This window comes from Pseudomonas sp. VD-NE ins, assembly GCF_031882575.1.
Lineage (GTDB): Bacteria > Pseudomonadota > Gammaproteobacteria > Pseudomonadales > Pseudomonadaceae > Aquipseudomonas > Aquipseudomonas fluorescens_BZ.
Genome location: NZ_CP134772.1, coordinates 1,172,809 through 1,192,328 on the forward strand (window position 1 = coordinate 1,172,809; position 19,520 = coordinate 1,192,328).

Consider the following 19,520-nt stretch of genomic DNA (forward strand, 5'->3'; position numbering starts at 1 on the left):
ATGAGTGAAGCAATCAAAAAGCCTGTAGGTCCTGAAGGCATTATTCAGATGCAGGGCGTCAACAAGTGGTACGGCCAGTTCCACGTGCTCAAAGACATCAACCTCAACGTCAAACAGGGCGAGCGTATTGTTCTGTGCGGGCCGTCGGGTTCCGGCAAGTCGACGACGATTCGTTGCCTCAATCGTCTGGAAGAACATCAGCAGGGCCGCATCGTCGTCGACGGCGTGGAACTGACCAACGACCTCAAGCAGATCGAAGCGATCCGCCGCGAAGTCGGCATGGTGTTCCAGCACTTCAACCTGTTCCCGCACCTGACCATTTTGCAGAACTGCACCCTGGCACCGATGTGGGTACGCAAGATGCCCAAGCGCAAGGCCGAGGAAATCGCCATGCATTACCTGGAGCGCGTACGCATTCCGGAGCAGGCGCACAAATTCCCGGGGCAACTGTCCGGTGGTCAGCAGCAGCGTGTGGCGATTGCTCGCGCCCTGTGCATGAAACCGAAAATCATGCTGTTCGATGAACCGACTTCAGCGCTCGATCCGGAGATGGTGAAGGAAGTACTCGACACCATGATCGGTCTGGCTGAAGACGGCATGACCATGCTCTGCGTGACCCACGAAATGGGCTTTGCCCGCACCGTGGCCAACCGCGTGATCTTCATGGACAAGGGTGAAATCGTTGAGCAGGCTGCGCCGAATGACTTCTTCGATAATCCGCAGAATGAGCGGACGAAGTTGTTCTTGAGTCAGATTTTGCATTGATGGTTTGTGTGTAAATCAAACCCGGCCTTGTGCCGGGTTTGTTTTTTGTGGTTCAGGAAACGGTGAGGGTTTCGTGTTCCTTGTGTACGGTGTGCGTGAAACCTCGCAGGTCTGCGCCTTCAGCCAAGGTCCGGATATCGACGAGCATGTAGGGATGACGATCCAATAGACGCATCAGCAGCACCAATGCCTTGGGTGGAAGTAACTCGCCGCGTTCGTAGCGAGAGAATGCGTTATGCCCGCCACCAGAGAGCAGTTGCACCGTCTCTTTCTGCGTCAGGTGCAATTTGCGTCGAATACGTTTCATCTCGGCGCCGATCATTTGTCTGCCAGCGAGAACCAGCTCGTCACCGGCATCACAATAACGCTCAGCACTATCGGTGTCGAAATCCCATTCCACTTCACCGCACTTCTGGCACTCCCAACCAGACAGATCGTCTACACGGCGCTCCATGCCTTTGACACTAAGGGTTTCTCCGCGACCCTGGAAATGCCTCATTCCCTCACGTGCACCGCAGCTGACACATTGCTGGGTTTTCATGGGTTTTTCTCCTTGAAGGAGATTACCGGTGGGCTGCCGCCGGGGCGGTAGGTCACCTTGATGCAAATCTCCTGATCTCGTGAAGTGATGTGATTCAAGTCTTGCCAGATTCGATGATCGTCATAAGTAGTCATCGATTTGTACAACATCCTGGTTTGTAGCTCGAAAACGATCTCTAGCATTTCGCTGAGGTTGAAACCGAGCTTCTCCGCTGATTTGACCGAAGCTTTGGTGAAAGCTTTTTGACCTAACCGCCGCACCTCAGCCTTGATCACCGCCAGCTCATAATGGGGTGTGTTCTTTTCCATAAGAAACCAAAACCCTGTCCCTGAAATTACCCTTAAAGGGTAATTTTCACCAATCGAAAATACCGCTTCATGTGTCTCCGATTGACCCTAGGTGGTTGCCGTCCTACACGGGTCTGACTAACATGTCAGAAAATTCATCCTATGATTGGATGAAAGGGCGAATCCTATGTCAGACATTTCTCCACTCATTAAGCGATCTTTGGTCGATCAGGCCTTGGATCAGCTGCGTCAGCGCATCAACAGCGGTGCCTGGCAGGTTGGCGAGCGTTTGCCGACCGAACCCGAGCTGTGCGCCGAGCTGGGCATCAGCCGCAACACCGTGCGTGAAGCCATGCGCGTGCTGGCTTTTTCCGGGCTGATTGAGATTCGTCAGGGCGACGGCAGTTACCTGCGCGCAGTGGTCGATCCGATGGATACCCTGAAAGCGCTGTCGCAATGCTCGCTGGATCAGGCGCGGGAAACCCGCCACATCCTCGAAGTCGAGGCCATCGGCCTGGCGGCGTTACGTCGTACCGAAGAAGACCTCGTCGCATTGCGTGAAGCGCTCGGCACCAGCGGCAGCCACTACCACGGCGATCTCGACACCTACATCGCCTGCGATCTGGTGTTCCACCGTCGTCTGGTCGACGCCGCGCACAACCCGACCCTCAGCGAGCTTTATCGCTATTTCTCCAGCATCGTCGGCGCGCAATTGCGCCAGACCCTGAATATCGTCCCGCGCCGTCAGGAAGTCTTCGACTTGCATATCGAGTTACTCGATGCGGTCGAACAACGCGACCCGGAACGGGCCAAAGCCTTGTCGAGGCAGTTGATCAATGAACCTTGAAACCGAGAAAACCATGTCCCGCAGTGAGATATCCACAACCCCCAAACGCACGGCGGAGCTTGAAGAGCTGCTGATTGACGCCGAGGCCGATGACGAGCAGGTGCAACAAAGCCATCCGCTGGTGAAGCGCCCGTGGCTGTTGTTGCTGGGGCTGATTCTGGTGGCGCTGAATTTGCGTCCAGCGCTGTCGAGCATGGCGCCGCTGCTCAGCGACGTGTCGAAAAGTCTCGGTTTGTCGGCGGCTCAGGCCGGTCTGCTGACCACACTGCCAGTGCTGTGCCTGGGATTGTTCGCCCCACTGGCGCCGATTCTGGCGCGGCGCTTTGGCGCTGAACGGGTGGTGCTGGGGATTCTGTTGGCGTTGGCCGGCGGTATCATTTTGCGCAGCAACTTCGGTGAGATCGGCCTGTTCGCTGGCAGCGTTTTGGGCGGCGCGAGTATCGGCATCATCGGTGTTTTGCTGCCGGGTATCGTCAAGCGCGACTTTGCCAAACACGCCGGCACCATGACCGGCGTCTACACCATGGCGTTGTGTCTGGGCGCAGCGATGGCCGCCGGTTCAAGCGTGCCGTTGAGTGAACACTTCGGTCACAGTTGGACGATGGGCCTGGGTTTCTGGGTCATTCCAGCGCTGGTTGCGGCGGTGTTCTGGTTGCCGCAAGTCGGGCAGAAACATGGCGCGCACAACGTCGCCTATCGCGTGCGCGGTCTGCTGCGTGATCCGCTGGCCTGGCAGGTGACCTTGTACATGGGCCTGCAATCGTCGCTGGCCTACATCGTTTTCGGCTGGTTGCCGTCGATCCTGATTGGTCGCGGCCTGACGCCGACCCAGGCCGGTCTGGTGTTGTCCGGTTCGGTAATCATCCAGCTCGCCAGCTCGTTGGCTGCGCCGTGGCTGGCCACTCGTGGCAAGGATCAGCGCCTGGCAATCGTCGTGGTCATGGCGCTGACCCTTGGCGGTCTGTTCGGTTGCCTGTATGCGCCGATCGAAGGCCTTTGGGGCTGGGCGATTCTGCTGGGGCTGGGGCAGGGCGGTACGTTCAGTCTGGCGTTGACGCTGATCGTGCTGCGCTCGCGTGATTCGCATGTTGCGGCGAACCTGTCGAGCATGTCTCAGGGTTTCGGTTATACGTTGGCGTCGATGGGGCCGTTCGCGGTCGGCGTGGTGCATGACTGGACCGGCGGCTGGAATGCCGTGGGCTGGATCTTTGGCATCATCGGTACTGGTGCGATCATCGCCGGGCTTGGCGCCGGGCGTGCGCTGTACGTGCAAGTGCAAAGCGAAAAAATCTGAATGCACTGATTTTAAATGTGGGAGCGAGCCTGCTCGCGAAGGCGATTTTACATTCAATATCTTTGTCGACTGACACGGCGCTTTCGCGAGCAGGCTCGCTCCCACATGGGTTTTGCGTGCTGCAGGTATTCGGTTTACGAATGCCGATAGTGTTTCTGCGCATTGCAGATTATCGTGCTGGCAATCTGTACCTATTTTGGAGATTGCCCATGAGCGAAGCCCACGCCGCGTTGATCACCCGTTTCTACCAGGCCTTCCAGCGCCTGGACGCCGAAGCCATGGCCGCCTGCTACACCGACGACGTGGTGTTCAGCGATCCGGCCTTCGGTGAACTGCGCGGGCGCGATGCCGGCGACATGTGGCGCATGCTCACCACCCGCGCCAAAGACTTTTCGCTGACCTTCGACAACGTCCGCGCCGATGAGCGCAGCGGCGGCGCGCATTGGGTCGCGACCTACCTGTTCAGCCAGACCGGCAACATCGTCATCAACGATATCCAGGCCCGTTTCGTCTTTCGTGACGGCAAGATCTGCGAGCACCACGACCACTTCGATCTGTGGCGCTGGTCGCGTCAGGCCCTCGGTTTCAAAGGCCTGCTACTGGGCTGGACGCCGCTGGTGCGCAACGCCGTACGCGCTCAGGCATTGAAGGGACTGAAGGCATTTCAGGCCGGTCGCTGATAAGATCGCCGCCTGTTTTCCTACACGTTCAGATCCCGAAGTGACCAGCCTTAGCGAAAAATCTGTCGATGTCGCCGAACCGGTGAGCAAATCCTGGTTCGTCTACCTCGTTCGCGCGGCCAATGGCTCGTTGTACTGCGGAATCAGCGACGACCCCGTGCGTCGCTTCGCCAAGCATCAAAGCGGCAAAGGCGCGCGGTTCTTCCTCTCCAGCCCGGCCATGGCGCTGGTCTATACCGAGTTGTGTCGCGATAAAAGCGATGCGCTGCGCCAGGAACGCTTGATCAAAAAACTCAGGAAGAGCGCGAAGGAGTGTCTGGTCGCGTCTTATCAATCTGACTGATTGGTTCCCATCAGGCAGATCTGTAGGCTGCTAAGCAAATGCACGCTAAGCTGCCAGCTCACTATCTGAGCGGCGGAGCCGAGCATGTCCGAGTTGATTCTGCATCATTACCCGACCTCTCCATTTGCCGAGAAGGCCCGCCTGCTGCTGGGCTTCAAAGGCTTGTCGTGGCGCTCGGTGCATATTTCGCCAGTGATGCCGAAACCGGATCTGACCGCCATGACCGGTGGCTATCGCAAGACCCCGGTGTTGCAGATTGGCGCTGATATCTACTGCGACACTTCGCTGATCGCCCGTCGTCTGGAGCAGGAAAAAGCCTTGCCGGCGTTCTTCCCCGAGGGTCAGGAATTCACCGCCGCCAGTTTTGCCACATGGGCTGACTCGGTGGTGTTTCAACATGCGGTGAGCCTGGTGTTTCAGCCGGAATCGGTGGCAGTGCGCTTCGCCAAGCTGCCGCCGGAAGCGATCAAAGCTTTTATCGCTGACCGCGCCGGTCTGTTCAGTGGAGGCAGCGCCACGCGTTTGTCTGCCGAACAAGCCAAGCATCAGTGGCCGACGATCATGGCTCGCCTAGAGCAGCAGTTACAGCGCGAGCAGGGCGACTTCCTGTTCGGCGAACCGTCGATTGCCGACTTCGCATTGGCGCATCCCATGTGGTTCCTCAAGGCTACGCATGTCACGGCTCCATTGGTTGATGAGTATCCGGCTGTTGCGGCCTGGTTGGGCCGAGTGCTGGGCTTTGGCCATGGCGCAGCCAGTGCGATGACGTCGGAAGAGGCGCTGGAGGTTGCACGCAATGCGACACCAGCGGCGTTGCCGGATGAGCAGTTCGTTGATCCGAACGGTTTCAAGGCTGGTCAGCAGGTGGCGATTGCCGCGACGGATTACGGGGTTGATCCGGTGGTGGGCGAGTTGCTGTTTGCCGGTAGCGAACAGCTGATCATTCGTCGCGAAGACGAGCGTGGCGGCGTGGTGCATGTGCACTTCCCGCGTTTCGGTTTCCGCATCGAAGCCAGATAAAAGCAAAAGATCGCAGCCTGCGGCAGCTCCTACACAAATCTCATGTAGGAGCTGCCGCAGGCTGCGATCTTTTGATCTTGCTGTTACTTCAGCGCGGCGAGGATTTCGTCCGGGTCAAACCCGCGAATCAACGTGCCGTTCACATCAATCAACGGAATCCCGCGCCCACCCAATGCCTCGTACGCCTTGCGCGCCTCGGCATCCTTCTCGATATCGAACTCCTTGAACGCAATCCCCTTACTATCGAGAAAGCGCTTGGTTTGTTTGCAGTAGCCGCACCAGTCGGTGGCGTAGAGCACGACGCTGGCCTGCGCGCGCGTCTGCTCTGCAACCATTTGCGACGGATTGAACACCCGCTCGATCTTGCCCCAGTTTTGATAGACCACGACCACCAGCAGAACCAGCGCGACCTTCTTCAGCACATTGCCAAGCATCAGTTGCGCCGCTTCAGCTGATCGGTGAGCGACGTCGGCAGGCCTTTGATCACCAGGGTGCCAGCCTCTTCGTCGTACTCGATCTTCGAGCCCAGCAAGTGCGCTTCAAAGCTGATCGACAGGCCTTCGGCGCGGCCGGTGAAGCGGCGGAACTGGTTCAAGGTGCGTTTGTCTGCCGGAATCTCCGGCGACAGGCCGTAGTCCTTGTTGCGGATGTGATCGTAGAAGGCTTTCGGGCGTTCTTCGTCGATCAGCTCGGAGAGTTCTTCCAGGCCCATCGGTTCGCCGAGTTTGGCCTGGCTGCTGGCGTAGTCCACCAACGTCTTGGTCTTCTCGCGGGCGGATTCTTCCGGCAGGTCTTCGCTCTCGACGAAGTCACTGAACGCCTTGAGCAACGTACGGGTCTCGCCCGGGCCGTCAACGCCTTCCTGGCAGCCGATGAAGTCGCGGAAGTATTCCGAAACCTTCTTGCCGTTCTTGCCCTTGATGAACGAGATGTACTGCTTGGACTGCTTGTTGTTCTGCCACTCGGAGACGTTGATCCGCGCTGCGAGGTGCAGTTGGCCGAGGTCGAGGTGGCGCGACGGGGTCACGTCCAGCTCGTCGGTCACTGCCACGCCTTCGCTGTGGTGCAGCAGGGCGATGGCCAGGTAGTCGGTCATGCCTTGCTGATAGTGAGCGAACAGCACGTGGCCACCGACGGACAGGTTCGACTCTTCCATCAGTTTTTGCAGATGTTCGACTGCGACTTTGCTGAGCGCGGTGAAGTCCTTGCCGCCTTCCATGTATTCCTTCAGCCAGCCGCTGAACGGGAACGCACCGGATTCCGGGTGGAACAGGCCCCAGGCTTTGCCCTGTTTGGCGTTATAGCTCTCGTTGAGGTCGGCGAGCATGTTCTCGATGGCTGCGGACTCGGCGAGTTCCGTGTCACGGGCGTGCAGAACTGCGGGTGTGCCGTCGGGTTTTTTGTCGATCAGGTGGACGATGCAATGACGGATCGGCATGGGCTTCTCGGCTGTTGGAAGGGAGGAGGGCAGGCTCCCCCGAAAAAGCGCCCAGTGTACCGCAACCACTGGTTTTGGCGCGGGTTGTAGGGCAAAACCGGGGCGCACACTGACGCATATGCAGTTTTTTACCGATTTAGCGCAATAAAGCTGACCAAATGGGTAGCTAGAGGCGGATATTTCCCCGTCTCTGTGCTAGTTTTGCCCGGTCTTACGCGAAGTCACTGCGTTAAGCGTGCAATCAGCATTTGTCAGGTCGAACCAAACCCTGATTTCGGTATCTATAACCCGACTCGTCGTGGTTATCGCCGAGGGTGCCAGATCCAGAAGATCGGGCTCGATGGCTGACACTGCACTCTGCAATCCATATGAATTTGATAGGGAAGGAACACTACATGGCTCTTACTAAAGACCAACTGATCGCCGACATCGCTGAAGCTATCGACGCGCCGAAAACCACCGCGCGTAACGCTCTGGACCAACTGGGCCAAATCGTTGCCGATCAGCTGGAAAACGGCGGCGAAATCACCTTGCCAGGTATCGGCAAGCTGAAAGTGACCGAGCGTCCTGCCCGCACTGGCCGTAACCCTTCGACTGGCGCTGCCATCGAAATCCCTGCTAAGAAAGTGATCAAGCTGGTTGTGGCCAAAGGCCTGACCGACGCTGTGAACAAGTAAGACGCAGTAATAAAAAACCGTGCACCGGAGTGATCCGGGCACGGTTTTTTTGTGTCTGCGATTTGATGGCTGAATCGCAGGGCCAGTGTGGGAGCGAGCCTGCTCCGGGCGGCGTTCCGACGAATGCGGTGGATCAGTCGATATTGAAGCTAACTGACACGCCGCCTTCGTCGGAACGCCGCCCGGAGCAGGCTCGCTCCCACAGGGGATCTTCGGTTTCTTAGCGAACCCAGCGCTCGCGGCGCCAGATCTGCTGCTCGGACTTGGTCTGGAAAGTCCAGGCCACAAAGCGGCTCTGCTTCTGGCCCTGAGACATCTCGACGACCTGGCTTTCCAGCACGCCGGCCTTTTTCAGTGCGGTTTCGATGGCTGGCAGGTTCGACGCTTTCGACACCAGGGTGCTGAACCACAGCACCTTGTGCTGGAAGTTCGCGCTCTCGGCGATCAGTTGCGTCACGAAACGTGCTTCGCCACCTTCACACCACAGTTCCGCCGACTGACCGCCGAAGTTCAGCACCGGCAGTTTGCGTTTCGGGTCGGCCTTGCCCAGCGCACGCCATTTGCGCTCGCTGCCCTTGGTCGCTTCGTCCATCGAAGCGTGGAACGGCGGGTTGCACATGGTCAGGTCAAAGCGTTCACCCGGCTCCAGCAAGCCAATCAGGATGTGCTTGCGGTTTTCCTGCTGGCGCAGCTGGATGACCTTGCTCAGATCGTTGGACTGGACGATGGCTTTGGCAGCGGCCACGGCGGTCGGATCGATCTCCGAGCCGAGGAAGTGCCAGCGGTATTCGCTGTTACCGATCAGCGGATACACGCAGTTGGCGCCCATGCCGATGTCCAGCACGTTGACGATCGCGCCGCGCGGGACCTTGCCGTCGTTCATGCTGGCCAGCAGGTCAGCGAGGAAGTGCACATAATCGGCACGGCCCGGAACCGGTGGGCAGAGATAATCCGCCGGGATGTCCCAATGCTGGATCCCATAAAACGATTTGAGCAGCGCCCGGTTGAACACGCGCACCGCATCGGGGCTGGCGAAGTCGATGCTTTCCTTGCCGTACGGGTTGGTGATCACAAACTTCGCCAGTTCCGGCGTGGTCTTGATCAGCGCCGGGAAGTCGTAACGACCCTGATGGCGATTGCGCGGGTGCAGGCTGGCCTTTTCACGCGGCTCGACAGTCTTGGCCGGGGTCGCGGAGTCAGGCTTCTTGCGCGCAGGTTTGGGTGTGCGGGGGGCGTTCATGGGCGTGGTCGATTCGGGTATGGCTGAAAGTGGCGGGTATTGTCCCACATCTAAAGGCAACACCGTTCAAACTGTGGGAGCGAGCCTGCTCGCGAAGACGGTTTCACACCCAACAGATTTGTCGACTGACACACTGCTTTCGCGAGCAGGCTCGCTCCCACAGGGGATTTGTGGTGTTCTGGAATGAAAAAGGGAGGCCCACCAGGGCCTCCCTTTTTCAACGCGATTTACCGTTACAGGCTGGCAATCCGCGCGTGTTGCTCGGCCAGTTTGGCCAGGGCTTGTTCAGCCTCGGCCAGTTTGGCGCGTTCCTTCTCGATGACTTCGGCCGGGGCCTTGTCAACGAATCCGGCGTTGGACAATTTGCCGCCAACACGCTGGACTTCACCCTGCAAACGCAAGATTTCCTTGTCCAGACGCGCCAGCTCGGCGCCCTTGTCGATCAGGCCAGCCATCGGCACCAGCACTTCCATCTCGCCAACCAGCGCGGTGGCAGACAGCGGTGCTTCTTCGCCAGCCGCCAGAACGGTGATCGATTCCAGACGCGCCAGTTTCTTCAGCAGCGCTTCGTTCTCGGTCAGACGGCGCTGGTCTTCGGCGCTGACGTTCTTCAGGTAGATCGGCAGTGGCTTGCCCGGGCCGATGTTCATTTCGCCACGGATGTTGCGCGTGCCGAGCATCAGTTCCTTGAGCCATTCGATATCGTCTTCGGCGGCCGGATCAATGCGCTCTTCGTTGGCCACTGGCCACGCTTGCAGCATGATCGTCTTGCCCTGAATGCCGGCCAGCGGCGCAATGCGCTGCCAGATTTCTTCAGTGATGAACGGCATGAACGGATGCGCCAGACGCAACGCCACTTCCAGTACGCGAACCAGCGTACGGCGAGTGCCGCGCTGACGTTCAACCGGCGCGTTCTCGTCCCACAGCACAGGCTTGGACAGTTCCAGGTACCAGTCGCAGTACTGGTTCCAGATGAACTCGTACAGCGCTTGTGCGGCGAGGTCGAAACGGAACTGATCGAGTTGACGGGTCACTTCGGCTTCAGTGCGTTGCAACTGCGAGATGATCCAGCGATCCGCCAGCGACAGCTCGTAGGCTTCGCTGTTCTGGCCGCAGTCTTCGCCCTTGTCCAGAACGTAACGCGCGGCGTTCCAGATCTTGTTGCAGAAGTTGCGATAGCCTTCAACGCGGCCCATGTCGAACTTGATGTCGCGACCGGTGGAGGCCAGCGAGCAGAAGGTGAAGCGCAGGGCGTCAGTGCCATAGCTGGCGATGCCGTCGGCGAACTCGTCGCGGGTCTGCTTCTCGATCTTCTTCGCCAGTTTCGGCTGCATCATGCCGGAGGTGCGCTTCTGCACCAGGTCTTCCAGCTCGATACCGTCGATGATGTCCAGCGGGTCCAGGACGTTGCCCTTGGACTTGGACATCTTCTGGCCCTGGCCATCACGCACCAGACCGTGCACATACACGGTCTTGAACGGAACTTGCGGCGTGCCGTCTTCGTTCTTGATCAGGTGCATGGTCAGCATGATCATCCGGGCAACCCAGAAGAAAATGATGTCGAAGCCCGTCACCAGCACGTCGGTGGAGTGGAATTTCTTCAGGAATTCGGTCTGCTCAGGCCAGCCCAGGGTGGAGAAGGTCCACAGGCCGGAACTGAACCAGGTGTCGAGTACGTCGTTGTCCTGTTGCAGCGCCACGTCCGGGCCGAGGTTGTGCTTGGCGCGCACTTCGGCTTCGTCGCGACCGACGTAGACCTTGCCCGACTCGTCGTACCAGGCCGGAATCCGGTGGCCCCACCACAACTGACGGCTGATGCACCAGTCCTGGATGTCGCGCATCCACGAGAAGTACATGTTTTCGTATTGCTTCGGCACGAACTGGATGCGGCCGTCTTCAACGGCGGCAATCGCAGGCTCGGCCAAAGGTTTGGTCGACACGTACCACTGGTCGGTCAGCCACGGCTCGATGATGGTGCCGGAGCGATCGCCTTTCGGCACTTTCAAGCCGTGGTCGTTGACGCTGACCAGCAGGCCGGCGGCGTCGAAGGCGGCAACGATCTGCTTGCGCGCTTCAAAACGCTCGAGACCGGCGTATTCAGCTGGAATCGCGCCGTCGATGCTGTCGTTCAGCGTGCCGTCGAGGTTGAACACCTGGGCTGCAGGCAGCACGTTGGCGTTCTTGTCGAAGATGTTCAGCAGCGGCAGGTTGTGGCGCTTGCCGACTTCGTAGTCGTTGAAGTCGTGGGCCGGGGTGATTTTCACGCAGCCGGTGCCGAATTCAGGGTCGCAGTAATCGTCGGCGATGATCGGGATGCGGCGGCCAACCAGTGGCAGCTCGACAAACTTGCCGATCAGGGCTTGGTAGCGCTCGTCGTTCGGGTTCACCGCAACGGCGGAGTCGCCGAGCATGGTTTCCGGACGGGTGGTCGCGACGATCAGGAAATCGTTGCCATCAGCGGTTTTCGCGCCGTCGGCCAGCGGGTACTTCAGGTTCCACAGGAAGCCTTTCTCGTCGTGGTTTTCCACTTCGAGGTCGGAAATCGCCGTGTGCAGTTTGGTGTCCCAGTTGACCAGGCGCTTGCCGCGATAGATCAGGCCGTCTTCGTGCAGGCGTACGAAGGCTTCTTTAACCGCTTCCGAGAGGCCGTCGTCCATTGTGAAGCGCTCACGGCTCCAGTCGACGGACGAACCGAGGCGACGGATCTGACGGCTGATGTTGCCGCCGGACTGATCCTTCCATTCCCAGACTTTCTCGAGGAATTTTTCGCGGCCCAGATCGTGGCGATTCTGGCCCTGGGCTTCCAGTTGACGCTCCACCAGCATCTGCGTGGCGATACCGGCGTGGTCGGTGCCCGGTTGCCACAGGGTGTTGCGACCCTGCATGCGGCGGAAACGGATCAGGGCGTCCATGATCGCGTTGTTGAAACCGTGACCCATGTGCAAGCTGCCGGTGACGTTCGGCGGCGGGATCATGATGGTGTAGGAGTCGCCCGCGCCTTGCGGGGCGAAGTAGTTCTCGGACTCCCAGGTGTTGTACCAGGAAGTTTCAATGGCGTGCGGCTGGTAGGTCTTATCCATGCGCGGCGGGACCCTATTGGCATTAATTCAGGAAAAGCCGACGAGTATAGCGGGGCATGGGGCCGAGGGCGAGCGGGGCAGGCCGGATGGAGAGCTAAATGTAGGAGCTGCCGAAGGCTGCGATCTTTTGATCTTGTCTTTAAAAAACAAAGGTCAAAAGATCGCAGCCTTCGGCAGCTCCTACAGGAGCGTTTACTCGTATTGGCTTAGGAGGCGTTCCATGCGTGCATCGAGGCGGCGTTTGATTTCGGTTTCGATGTGCGGTGCGAAGTCATCGATCACGTCCTGCATGATCAGTTGCGCGGCGGCGCGCAGTTCGCTGTCGAGGTGGAGCAGGGCGTCCGGGCCTTTATTCGCAGGGGGCGCAGGTTGCGCGGCCGGCGCCGGAGTTGGAGCGGGTTGCGGTTCGACTGCGATTGCGGCCGGCTCGGCGCCGACAGAGTCAAACAGCATCGGAATCTGTTCCTGTTCGCCATCATCGACCGTATCGGTCAACAGCGGCGGTTGCAGGTTGTCGTCGCCGAGCAACTGGCGGATCGATTCGAGATCGTCCAACAGGTGTGCGGACTTTTGCTGCGGTTTCGGAGTGTCCATTGGAATGCTCAGAGTCGCTGTAAACGGTGATCTTGCAGAGGATAGCCCTGTTCGCGGTAGAAACGGAAACTCTCCCGCGCAGCCGCTCGAATCGTCGGATCTTCCACCACCACTTCCGCCACGCGGGCGAATTTGCTGGCAAAGGCCGGGACTTTCAGGTCGAGATTGACCAGTAAATCCTGATGTTGACCGCAGTCATCGCCCAATCCCAACACAATCAAACCGTCCGGCTCACTGTCGGCAGGGCCATGCGGCACGAACGTTTCGCCCTTGAACGCCCACAGGCGCGCATCGAGATCGTCACGCTGGGCGGCATCGCTGCAATGCAGGTAGATGCGGTGGCCCATGCGCCAGGCTTTCTCGGTGAGCTTGCAGGCGAAGTCCAGGCGAGCCGAAGGGTCGGCGCTGGGCAGAATATAAAAGTCGACTTTGGTCATTGCGGTTCCAGAGCAGCAAGCGGCGCCACTCGAAAGTGACGCCGCCCATCAGCGGGTTCAGGCTTTGGCGCGATCCAGCAGGTACTGGGTCAGCAGAGGCACTGGACGGCCAGTGGCGCCTTTGTCCTTGCCGCCGCTGGTCCACGCGGTGCCCGCGATGTCCAGGTGCGCCCAATTGAGGTTCTTGGTGAAGCGTGAGAGGAAGCACGCGGCGGTGATGGTGCCGGCTTTCGGCCCGCCAATGTTGGCAATGTCGGCGAACGGGCTGTCCAGTTGCTCTTGGTACTCGTCAAACAGCGGCAGTTGCCAGGCACGGTCGTCTGCAGCTTTGCCGGCGCTGAGCAGTTGATCGATCAGCTCGTCGTTGTTGCCCAGCAGGCCCGAAGTGTGGGCGCCCAAGGCAACGACGCAAGCGCCGGTCAGGGTGGCGATGTCGATCACCGCTTGCGGCTTGAAGCGCTCGGAGTAGGTCAGCGCGTCGCACAGCACCAGACGGCCTTCGGCGTCGGTGTTGAGGATTTCCACGGTCTGGCCGCTCATGGTGGTGACGATATCGCCCGGACGAGTCGCGTTGCCGCTCGGCATGTTTTCCGCGCAAGCGAGGATGCACACCAGGTTGATTGGCAGTTTCAGCTCAAGCACGGCGCGCAGGGTACCGAACACGGAGGCAGCGCCGCCCATGTCGTATTTCATTTCGTCCATGCCGGCGCCCGGTTTCAGGCTGATGCCGCCGGTGTCGAAGGTGATGCCTTTACCGACCAGTGCATACGGCTTCTCGGATTTCTTGCCGCCGTTGTATTGCATGACGATCAGGCGCGGCGGTTGCTCGCTGCCTTGGCCGACGGCGTAGAACGAGCCCATGCCCAGGGCTTTGATCTTCTTCTCGTCGAGGACTTCGACTTTCAGATCCTTGAACTCTTTGCCCAGATTCTTGGCTTGTTCGCCGAGGAAGGTCGGGTGGCAGATGTTCGGCGGCAGGTTGCCCAGATCGCGGGTGAAGGCCATGCCGTTGGCGATCGCAGTAGCGTGGTTCACGGCGCGCTGCACTTCAGCTTGGGCAGCCTTGATGGTCAGCAGGGTGATTTTTTTCAGGGCGCGCGGTTCGGCTTTCTGGCTCTTGAACTGGTCGAAGGTGTATTCGCCATCCACCAGGGTTTCCGCCAACAGACGGGTTTTGCCGTAGCTGTCGCGGTTTTTAACAATAACTTCATCCAGCGCCAGCACGGCGTCGCTGCCGCCCAGACCCTTCAGGGTGTTAAGGATGCCGGCAATGATTTTACGGAACGGACGGTCGCCCAGTTCTTCATCCTTGCCCACGCCGACCAGCAGCACGCGCTCGGCTTTCAGGTTCGGCAGGCTGTGCAGCAGCAGGCTTTGACCGACTTTACCAGCCAGATCACCACGCTTGAGTACGGCGCTGATCGCGCCACCGCTCAGTTCGTCGACCTGTTTGGCGGCGACACCGAGTTTGCGGCCTTCGCCGACAGCAACCACCAGGGTGGCGGTTTTCAACGTTTCTGGGCTAACGCTTTTTACAACCAGTTCCATGTCCGGATCCCTGAATGAATGGTCAACACGCAGGCGTTCGACGGAGGCCGCAGTCGCCTGCTTATAGAGAGAAGAGGCACAGGCCAAAGCCTGCGACAAGGGCCGCAGTTTGAACCTCGCTCCCCGCGCCTGACAACCCTAGGGGGCGTTCTCAATTAGTTTTCACACCGCGTTGTCGCCTTAAAGCCAGCCAGGCAAGGCGCAGGCCGCTGGGAATGGTTGTTCCCTTTCCAAGGCCTGCAACGCAGACTGGCCGGCTTTAAGGCACAACCCGAAGGGCCGGGCCTGCTGTTGTGCAGGGCTGCGTTGCTCGAAGCTTATTTGGAATGACCAAACCACGCTTCTCGCGCCTTGCCCTGCACAACAGCAGACCCGGCGCGGTGTGAAAACTAATTGAGAACGCCCCCTAGGTTGTACGATCTGCAAAGGATTACAGACATGGATGAGTGTGCGCAGTGACAGGCGCCCTCAATCACAGGATAATGCCGCATCTTTTTTCGACGGCTCTGCGTTGCGGGCCGGTCGATGTGTTTGCTTGTTTGGCCGCCTTAGCCTGACAACCCTGGAGTGTCTGGTTTGATCGTCTTCCGTTATCTGTCCCGCGAAGTCCTGTTGACCCTCAGTGCCGTGAGTGCCGTGCTGCTGGTCATCATCATGAGCGGTCGCTTCATCAAATATCTGGCTCAGGCCGCTGCCGGCCAGCTCGATCCGGGCTCGCTGTTCCTGATCATGGGGTATCGTCTGCCGGGTTTCCTGCAACTGATTCTGCCGCTGGGCTTGTTCCTCGGGATCCTGCTGGCGTACGGTCGCCTGTACCTGGAAAGCGAGATGACTGTGCTGTCGGCCACCGGCATGAGCCAGCAGAAGCTGTTTCGCATGACCTTGTTTCCGGCGACCCTGGTTGCGCTGGTCGTAGCGTGGCTGAGCCTGGGTCTGGCCCCGCAAGGCGCCAACCAGTTCCAGTTGCTGCTGAACAAGCAGGACGCGCTGACCGAGTTCGATACCCTCGAACCAGGGCGCTTCCAGGCTCTGCGTGACGGTACTCGGGTGACCTACACCGAAACCCTGAGCGACGATCGCGTCAATCTGGGCAGCGTATTCATTTCGCAGAAAAACCTCGGTGCCGATCAAAAGGATCGCGGGATTTCCGTGCTGGTGGCCGAAAGCGGGCGCCAGGAAGTGCGCCCCGATGGTAACCGCTACCTGATCCTCGACAACGGCTATCGCTACGACGGCAGTCCGGGGCAGGCCGATTACCGCGCCATTCATTACGACACTTATGGCGTGTTGCTGCCCAAGCCGGACGTCAGCGAAGAAGTCACCGACCGTGACGCCATGCCGACTTCATCTCTTGTGGGCAGCGATGACATCCGCTCCAAAACCGAGCTGCAATGGCGTTTGTCCCTGCCGCTGCTGGTGTTTATCGTGACCCTGATGGCGGTGCCGCTGTCGCGAGTCAATCCGCGCCAAGGGCGTTTCCTCAAGCTGCTGCCGGCGATTCTTCTATATATGGCTTACCTGACGATCCTGATTGCCGCCCGCGGCGCCCTTGAAAAAGGCAAGATCCCGCCGGCCCTCGGCCTGTGGTGGGTGCATGCGATCTTCCTGTTCATCGGTCTCGGCCTGCTGTATTGGGAGCCGCTGCGTCTGAAGATGGCCAGCCGTCGCGCTGCAGCGCTGGAGGTGGCCCGTGGTTAAACTCGACCGCTACATCGGCAGCAGCGTGTTCATGGCGATCATCGCCGTGCTGGCAATCATTCTCGGCCTGGCAACGCTGTTCGCGTTCATCGATGAGATGGGTGACGTTAGCGACACCTACACCCTCGTTGATGTGCTGAGCTTCGTGTTGCTGACCGCGCCACGCCGTCTCTACGAAATGTTGCCGATGGCCGCATTGATCGGCTGCCTGATCGGTCTCGGCAGTCTGGCCAGCAGCAGTGAGCTAACCGTCATGCGCGCCGCTGGTGTATCCATCGGCCGTATCGTCTGGGCGGTCATGAAGCCAATGCTGGTGCTGATGCTGGCGGGCGTGCTGATCGGCGAATACGTCGCTCCGGCAACCGAAAGCATGGCGCAGGCCAATCGCTCGCTGGCGCAAGGCAGCGGCGACGCGCAAAGCGCCAAGCACGGTATGTGGCACCGTCAGGGTGAAGAATTCATCCACATCAACGCCGTGCAACCCAACGGCCTGCTGTATGGCGTGACCCGCTATCACTTCGACAAGGAGCGCCATCTGCTGAGTTCGAGCTTCGCCAAGAAGGCCGAGTTCGACGGCAATAAGTGGCAACTCACCGACGTTGCCACCACGCTGTTCCATGAACGCAGCACGGAAGTCGTCAATACCCCGAGCGAGCAATGGGACGTGGCGTTGAGCCCGCAATTGCTCAGCACCGTGGTCATGGCGCCGGAATCGCTGTCGATCAGTGGTCTGTGGGGTTACATCCACTACCTGTCCGAGCAAGGCCTGAGCAACGGCCGTTACTGGCTGGCATTTTGGGTCAAGGTGTTGCAGCCGCTGGTCACTGCCGCTCTGGTGTTGATGGCGATCTCCTTTATCTTCGGTCCGTTGCGTTCGGTGACTCTCGGTCAGCGCGTGTTCACCGGTGTGCTGGTGGGTTTCACTTTCCGTATCGTCCAGGATTTGCTCGGCCCCTCCAGCCTGGTGTTCGGTTTCTCGCCGCTGTTCGCGGTGCTGGTACCGGCCGGCGTCTGTGCACTGGCGGGTGTCTGGCTGCTGCGAAGAGCCGGTTGATGACAGGCGATTGACCTGTGCTTTAAACCTCGAAAACGCCTCGGTCGACAGATCGGGGCGTTTTTGCATGCAATCCGGGTGACAGGCGAACGTGACGCTTGCGCCGTGTATCAGGTACAATTCCCGGCTATTTTTCGGCGGGCTATGCCTGCAGCCTTTTTGAGTGTTGATCCGTGAGTGATTTGAGTCATATCCGCAATTTCTCCATCATCGCCCACATTGACCATGGCAAGTCGACGCTGGCCGATCGCTTCATCCAGATGTGCGGCGGCCTGGCCGAGCGTGAAATGGAAGCCCAGGTACTGGATTCCATGGACCTGGAGCGTGAACGCGGGATCACCATCAAGGCCCACAGCGTCACCCTTTATTACACGGCCAAAGATGGCATCAAGTACCAACTGAACTTCATTGACACCCCGGGACACGTCGACTTCACCTATGAAGTCAGCCGTTCCCTGGCTGCCTGTGAAGGCGCTTTGCTGGTGGTCGACGCCGGTCAAGGCGTAGAAGCCCAGTCCGTGGCCAACTGCTACACCGCCATCGAGCAGGGCCTTGAGGTCATGCCGGTGCTGAACAAGATCGACCTGCCACAGGCCGATCCTGATCGCGTCAAAGACGAAATCGAGAAGATCATTGGCATCGACGCCACCGACGCCGTCACTTGCAGCGCCAAGACCGGCCTGGGTGTCGACGAAGTGCTCGAACGTCTGGTGCACACCATTCCTGCGCCGACCGGCAACATCGAAGATCCGCTGCAAGCGCTGATCATCGACTCCTGGTTCGACAACTACCTGGGCGTTGTCTCCCTGGTGCGCGTGCGTCATGGCCGCGTGAAGAAGGGCGACAAGATCCTCGTCAAGTCCACCGGCAAGATCCATCTGGTCGACAGCGTGGGTGTGTTCAACCCGAAACACACCGCCACCACCGATCTGAAAGCCGGCGAAGTGGGCTTCATCATTGCCAGCATCAAGGACATTCACGGTGCACCGGTCGGTGACACCCTGACCCTGAGCTCGACCCCGGACGTTGAAGTGCTGCCAGGCTTCAAACGCATCCAGCCGCAGGTTTACGCCGGTCTGTTCCCGGTCAGCTCCGACGACTTCGAGGATTTCCGCGAAGCGCTGCAGAAGCTGACCCTCAACGACTCGTCGCTGCAGTACACCCCGGAAAGCTCCGACGCATTGGGCTTCGGCTTCCGTTGCGGTTTCCTCGGCATGCTGCACATGGAGATCATCCAGGAGCGCCTCGAGCGCGAGTACGACCTGGACCTGATCACCACCGCGCCAACGGTAATTTTCGAGCTGGTGCTGAAAACCGGTGAAACGATTTACGTCGACAACCCATCCAAGCTGCCGGATGTGTCGTCGATCGAAGACATGCGCGAGCCGATCGTGCGGGCCAATATTCTGGTGCCGCAGGAACACTTGGGCAACGTCATCACCCTGTGCATCGAGAAGCGCGGCGTTCAAGTCGACATGCTGTTCCTCGGCAATCAGGTGCAGGTCACTTACGACCTGCCGATGAACGAAGTGGTCCTGGACTTCTTCGACCGTCTCAAATCCACCAGCCGCGGCTATGCTTCGCTGGATTACCATTTCGATCGTTACCAATCGGCTAATCTGGTGAAACTGGACGTGCTGATCAACGGCGACAAGGTCGATGCCCTGGCATTGATCGTGCACCGTGACAACTCGCACTACAAAGGTCGCCAGTTGACCGAGAAGATGAAAGAACTGATTCCTCGTCAGATGTTCGACGTAGCGATTCAGGCCGCCATCGGTGGTCAGATCGTTGCCCGGACAACCGTCAAGGCGCTCAGAAAGAACGTATTGGCCAAATGCTACGGCGGTGACGTCAGCCGTAAGAAGAAACTGCTCGAGAAGCAAAAGGCCGGTAAGAAACGCATGAAGCAGGTCGGCAACGTGGAAATTCCACAAGAAGCCTTCCTTGCAGTGCTCAGGTTGGATAGTTAGGTCC

General features: G+C 59.2%; 19 protein-coding genes. 10 read left to right on the top strand and 9 right to left on the bottom strand.

Going from position 1 to position 19,520, the window contains the following annotated elements; genetic code table 11:
* Complete coding sequence (locus tag RMV17_RS04985; RefSeq protein ID WP_008080191.1) at nucleotides 1-765, top strand: amino acid ABC transporter ATP-binding protein; 765 nt, start codon at nucleotides 1-3, stop codon at nucleotides 763-765.
* Between the two features lie 52 nt (nucleotides 766-817).
* Here RMV17_RS04985 and RMV17_RS04990 read toward each other — a convergent pair whose 3' ends face one another.
* Both RMV17_RS04990 and RMV17_RS04995 read right to left on the bottom strand, forming a co-directional pair.
* Complete coding sequence (locus RMV17_RS04990; protein ID WP_311885925.1) at nucleotides 818-1,306, bottom strand: type II toxin-antitoxin system MqsA family antitoxin; 489 nt, start codon at nucleotides 1,304-1,306, stop codon at nucleotides 818-820.
* A complete protein-coding gene (locus RMV17_RS04995; RefSeq protein WP_311885926.1) occupies nucleotides 1,303-1,614 on the bottom strand; it encodes a type II toxin-antitoxin system MqsR family toxin in 312 nt (103 codons plus the stop codon). The genes RMV17_RS04990 and RMV17_RS04995 overlap by 4 nt, the downstream gene beginning before the upstream one ends.
* A gap of 166 nt (nucleotides 1,615-1,780) precedes the next feature.
* Here RMV17_RS04995 and RMV17_RS05000 point away from each other — a divergent pair, with 166 nt between their 5' ends.
* The 5 genes from RMV17_RS05000 to RMV17_RS05020 all read left to right on the top strand — a co-directional run bounded on the left by RMV17_RS05000 (nucleotide 1,781) and on the right by RMV17_RS05020 (nucleotide 5,777).
* Nucleotides 1,781-2,440: a FadR/GntR family transcriptional regulator gene (locus RMV17_RS05000; protein WP_034154579.1), complete on the top strand. Its 660-nt coding sequence runs from the start codon at nucleotides 1,781-1,783 to the stop codon at nucleotides 2,438-2,440.
* A complete protein-coding gene (locus RMV17_RS05005; protein WP_311885928.1) occupies nucleotides 2,430-3,734 on the top strand; it encodes a CynX/NimT family MFS transporter in 1,305 nt (434 codons plus the stop codon). The genes RMV17_RS05000 and RMV17_RS05005 overlap by 11 nt, the downstream gene beginning before the upstream one ends.
* 209 nt (nucleotides 3,735-3,943) lie before the next feature.
* Nucleotides 3,944-4,414, top strand: a complete 471-nt coding sequence (locus tag RMV17_RS05010; RefSeq protein ID WP_077571232.1) for a nuclear transport factor 2 family protein — start codon at nucleotides 3,944-3,946, stop codon at nucleotides 4,412-4,414.
* A gap of 40 nt (nucleotides 4,415-4,454) precedes the next feature.
* A complete protein-coding gene (locus RMV17_RS05015; RefSeq protein WP_008083651.1) occupies nucleotides 4,455-4,757 on the top strand; it encodes a GIY-YIG nuclease family protein in 303 nt (100 codons plus the stop codon).
* Nucleotides 4,758-4,841: 84 nt separating this feature from the next.
* The gene (locus RMV17_RS05020) at nucleotides 4,842-5,777 is read left to right on the top strand and encodes a glutathione S-transferase family protein (protein ID WP_311885929.1); all 936 of its coding nucleotides are present in this window, start codon (nucleotides 4,842-4,844) and stop codon (nucleotides 5,775-5,777) included.
* Nucleotides 5,778-5,860: 83 nt separating this feature from the next.
* Here the strand turns inward: RMV17_RS05020 and RMV17_RS05025 are convergent, their stop codons facing one another.
* Together RMV17_RS05025 and yejK are read right to left on the bottom strand one after the other, a co-directional pair.
* Complete coding sequence (locus RMV17_RS05025) at nucleotides 5,861-6,211, bottom strand: glutaredoxin family protein (RefSeq protein WP_311885931.1); 351 nt, start codon at nucleotides 6,209-6,211, stop codon at nucleotides 5,861-5,863.
* Nucleotides 6,211-7,215, bottom strand: coding sequence for a nucleoid-associated protein YejK (gene yejK / locus RMV17_RS05030; RefSeq protein WP_311885932.1), 1,005 nt, complete (start codon nucleotides 7,213-7,215; stop codon nucleotides 6,211-6,213). Before yejK ends, RMV17_RS05025 begins: the two co-directional genes overlap by 1 nt.
* Before the next feature lie 395 nt (nucleotides 7,216-7,610).
* On the opposite strand from yejK, the gene RMV17_RS05035 reads away from it, so the two are divergent.
* Nucleotides 7,611-7,892: an HU family DNA-binding protein gene (locus RMV17_RS05035; protein WP_003221909.1), complete on the top strand. Its 282-nt coding sequence runs from the start codon at nucleotides 7,611-7,613 to the stop codon at nucleotides 7,890-7,892.
* Nucleotides 7,893-8,112: 220 nt separating this feature from the next.
* Here RMV17_RS05035 and rlmF read toward each other — a convergent pair whose 3' ends face one another.
* The 5 genes from rlmF to RMV17_RS05060 form a co-directional block, all read right to left on the bottom strand.
* Nucleotides 8,113-9,132, bottom strand: coding sequence for a 23S rRNA (adenine(1618)-N(6))-methyltransferase RlmF (gene rlmF, locus RMV17_RS05040; protein WP_007909052.1), 1,020 nt, complete (start codon nucleotides 9,130-9,132; stop codon nucleotides 8,113-8,115).
* Nucleotides 9,133-9,365: 233 nt separating this feature from the next.
* The gene (locus tag RMV17_RS05045; protein ID WP_311885933.1) at nucleotides 9,366-12,212 is read right to left on the bottom strand and encodes a valine--tRNA ligase; all 2,847 of its coding nucleotides are present in this window, start codon (nucleotides 12,210-12,212) and stop codon (nucleotides 9,366-9,368) included.
* A gap of 192 nt (nucleotides 12,213-12,404) precedes the next feature.
* Nucleotides 12,405-12,806 (bottom strand): DNA polymerase III subunit chi, encoded by a 402-nt coding sequence (locus tag RMV17_RS05050; protein WP_311885934.1) that lies wholly within the window; start codon nucleotides 12,804-12,806, stop codon nucleotides 12,405-12,407.
* Between the two features lie 8 nt (nucleotides 12,807-12,814).
* Nucleotides 12,815-13,243 (bottom strand): DNA polymerase III subunit chi, encoded by a 429-nt coding sequence (locus RMV17_RS05055; RefSeq protein WP_007909049.1) that lies wholly within the window; start codon nucleotides 13,241-13,243, stop codon nucleotides 12,815-12,817.
* A gap of 57 nt (nucleotides 13,244-13,300) precedes the next feature.
* Nucleotides 13,301-14,791, bottom strand: coding sequence for a leucyl aminopeptidase (locus tag RMV17_RS05060; RefSeq protein ID WP_034154797.1), 1,491 nt, complete (start codon nucleotides 14,789-14,791; stop codon nucleotides 13,301-13,303).
* A 576-nt stretch (nucleotides 14,792-15,367) separates the two neighbouring features.
* Here RMV17_RS05060 and lptF point away from each other — a divergent pair.
* From lptF to lepA, 3 genes are all read left to right on the top strand, one after another.
* Nucleotides 15,368-16,489 carry an LPS export ABC transporter permease LptF gene (lptF, locus tag RMV17_RS05065; RefSeq protein WP_034154798.1) on the top strand — a complete coding sequence of 374 codons (1,122 nt, stop codon included), beginning with the start codon at nucleotides 15,368-15,370 and terminating at the stop codon, nucleotides 16,487-16,489.
* Nucleotides 16,482-17,543, top strand: coding sequence for an LPS export ABC transporter permease LptG (gene lptG / locus RMV17_RS05070; RefSeq protein WP_093436914.1), 1,062 nt, complete (start codon nucleotides 16,482-16,484; stop codon nucleotides 17,541-17,543). Before lptF ends, lptG begins: the two co-directional genes overlap by 8 nt.
* Nucleotides 17,544-17,716: 173 nt before the next feature.
* On the top strand, nucleotides 17,717-19,516 hold the full coding sequence (gene lepA, locus RMV17_RS05075; protein WP_034154800.1) for a translation elongation factor 4: 1,800 nt from the start codon (nucleotides 17,717-17,719) through the stop codon (nucleotides 19,514-19,516).
* Nucleotides 19,517-19,520: the final 4 nt, after the last annotated feature.

Coding starts and splice junctions, on each gene's coding strand:
- rlmF (WP_007909052.1), bottom strand. CDS start 9,132: ATGAACGCCCCCCGCACACCCAAACCTGCGCGCAAGAAGCCTGACTCC.
- RMV17_RS04995 (WP_311885926.1), bottom strand. CDS start 1,614: ATGGAAAAGAACACACCCCATTATGAGCTGGCGGTGATCAAGGCTGAG.
- yejK (WP_311885932.1), bottom strand. CDS start 7,215: ATGCCGATCCGTCATTGCATCGTCCACCTGATCGACAAAAAACCCGAC.
- RMV17_RS05035 (WP_003221909.1), top strand. CDS start 7,611: ATGGCTCTTACTAAAGACCAACTGATCGCCGACATCGCTGAAGCTATC.
- RMV17_RS05000 (WP_034154579.1), top strand. CDS start 1,781: ATGTCAGACATTTCTCCACTCATTAAGCGATCTTTGGTCGATCAGGCC.
- RMV17_RS05055 (WP_007909049.1), bottom strand. CDS start 13,243: ATGACCAAAGTCGACTTTTATATTCTGCCCAGCGCCGACCCTTCGGCT.
- RMV17_RS05010 (WP_077571232.1), top strand. CDS start 3,944: ATGAGCGAAGCCCACGCCGCGTTGATCACCCGTTTCTACCAGGCCTTC.
- RMV17_RS05045 (WP_311885933.1), bottom strand. CDS start 12,212: ATGGATAAGACCTACCAGCCGCACGCCATTGAAACTTCCTGGTACAAC.
- RMV17_RS04985 (WP_008080191.1), top strand. CDS start 1: ATGAGTGAAGCAATCAAAAAGCCTGTAGGTCCTGAAGGCATTATTCAG.
- RMV17_RS05025 (WP_311885931.1), bottom strand. CDS start 6,211: ATGCTTGGCAATGTGCTGAAGAAGGTCGCGCTGGTTCTGCTGGTGGTC.
- RMV17_RS05020 (WP_311885929.1), top strand. CDS start 4,842: ATGTCCGAGTTGATTCTGCATCATTACCCGACCTCTCCATTTGCCGAG.
- RMV17_RS04990 (WP_311885925.1), bottom strand. CDS start 1,306: ATGAAAACCCAGCAATGTGTCAGCTGCGGTGCACGTGAGGGAATGAGG.
- RMV17_RS05060 (WP_034154797.1), bottom strand. CDS start 14,791: ATGGAACTGGTTGTAAAAAGCGTTAGCCCAGAAACGTTGAAAACCGCC.
- RMV17_RS05005 (WP_311885928.1), top strand. CDS start 2,430: ATGAACCTTGAAACCGAGAAAACCATGTCCCGCAGTGAGATATCCACA.
- RMV17_RS05050 (WP_311885934.1), bottom strand. CDS start 12,806: ATGGACACTCCGAAACCGCAGCAAAAGTCCGCACACCTGTTGGACGAT.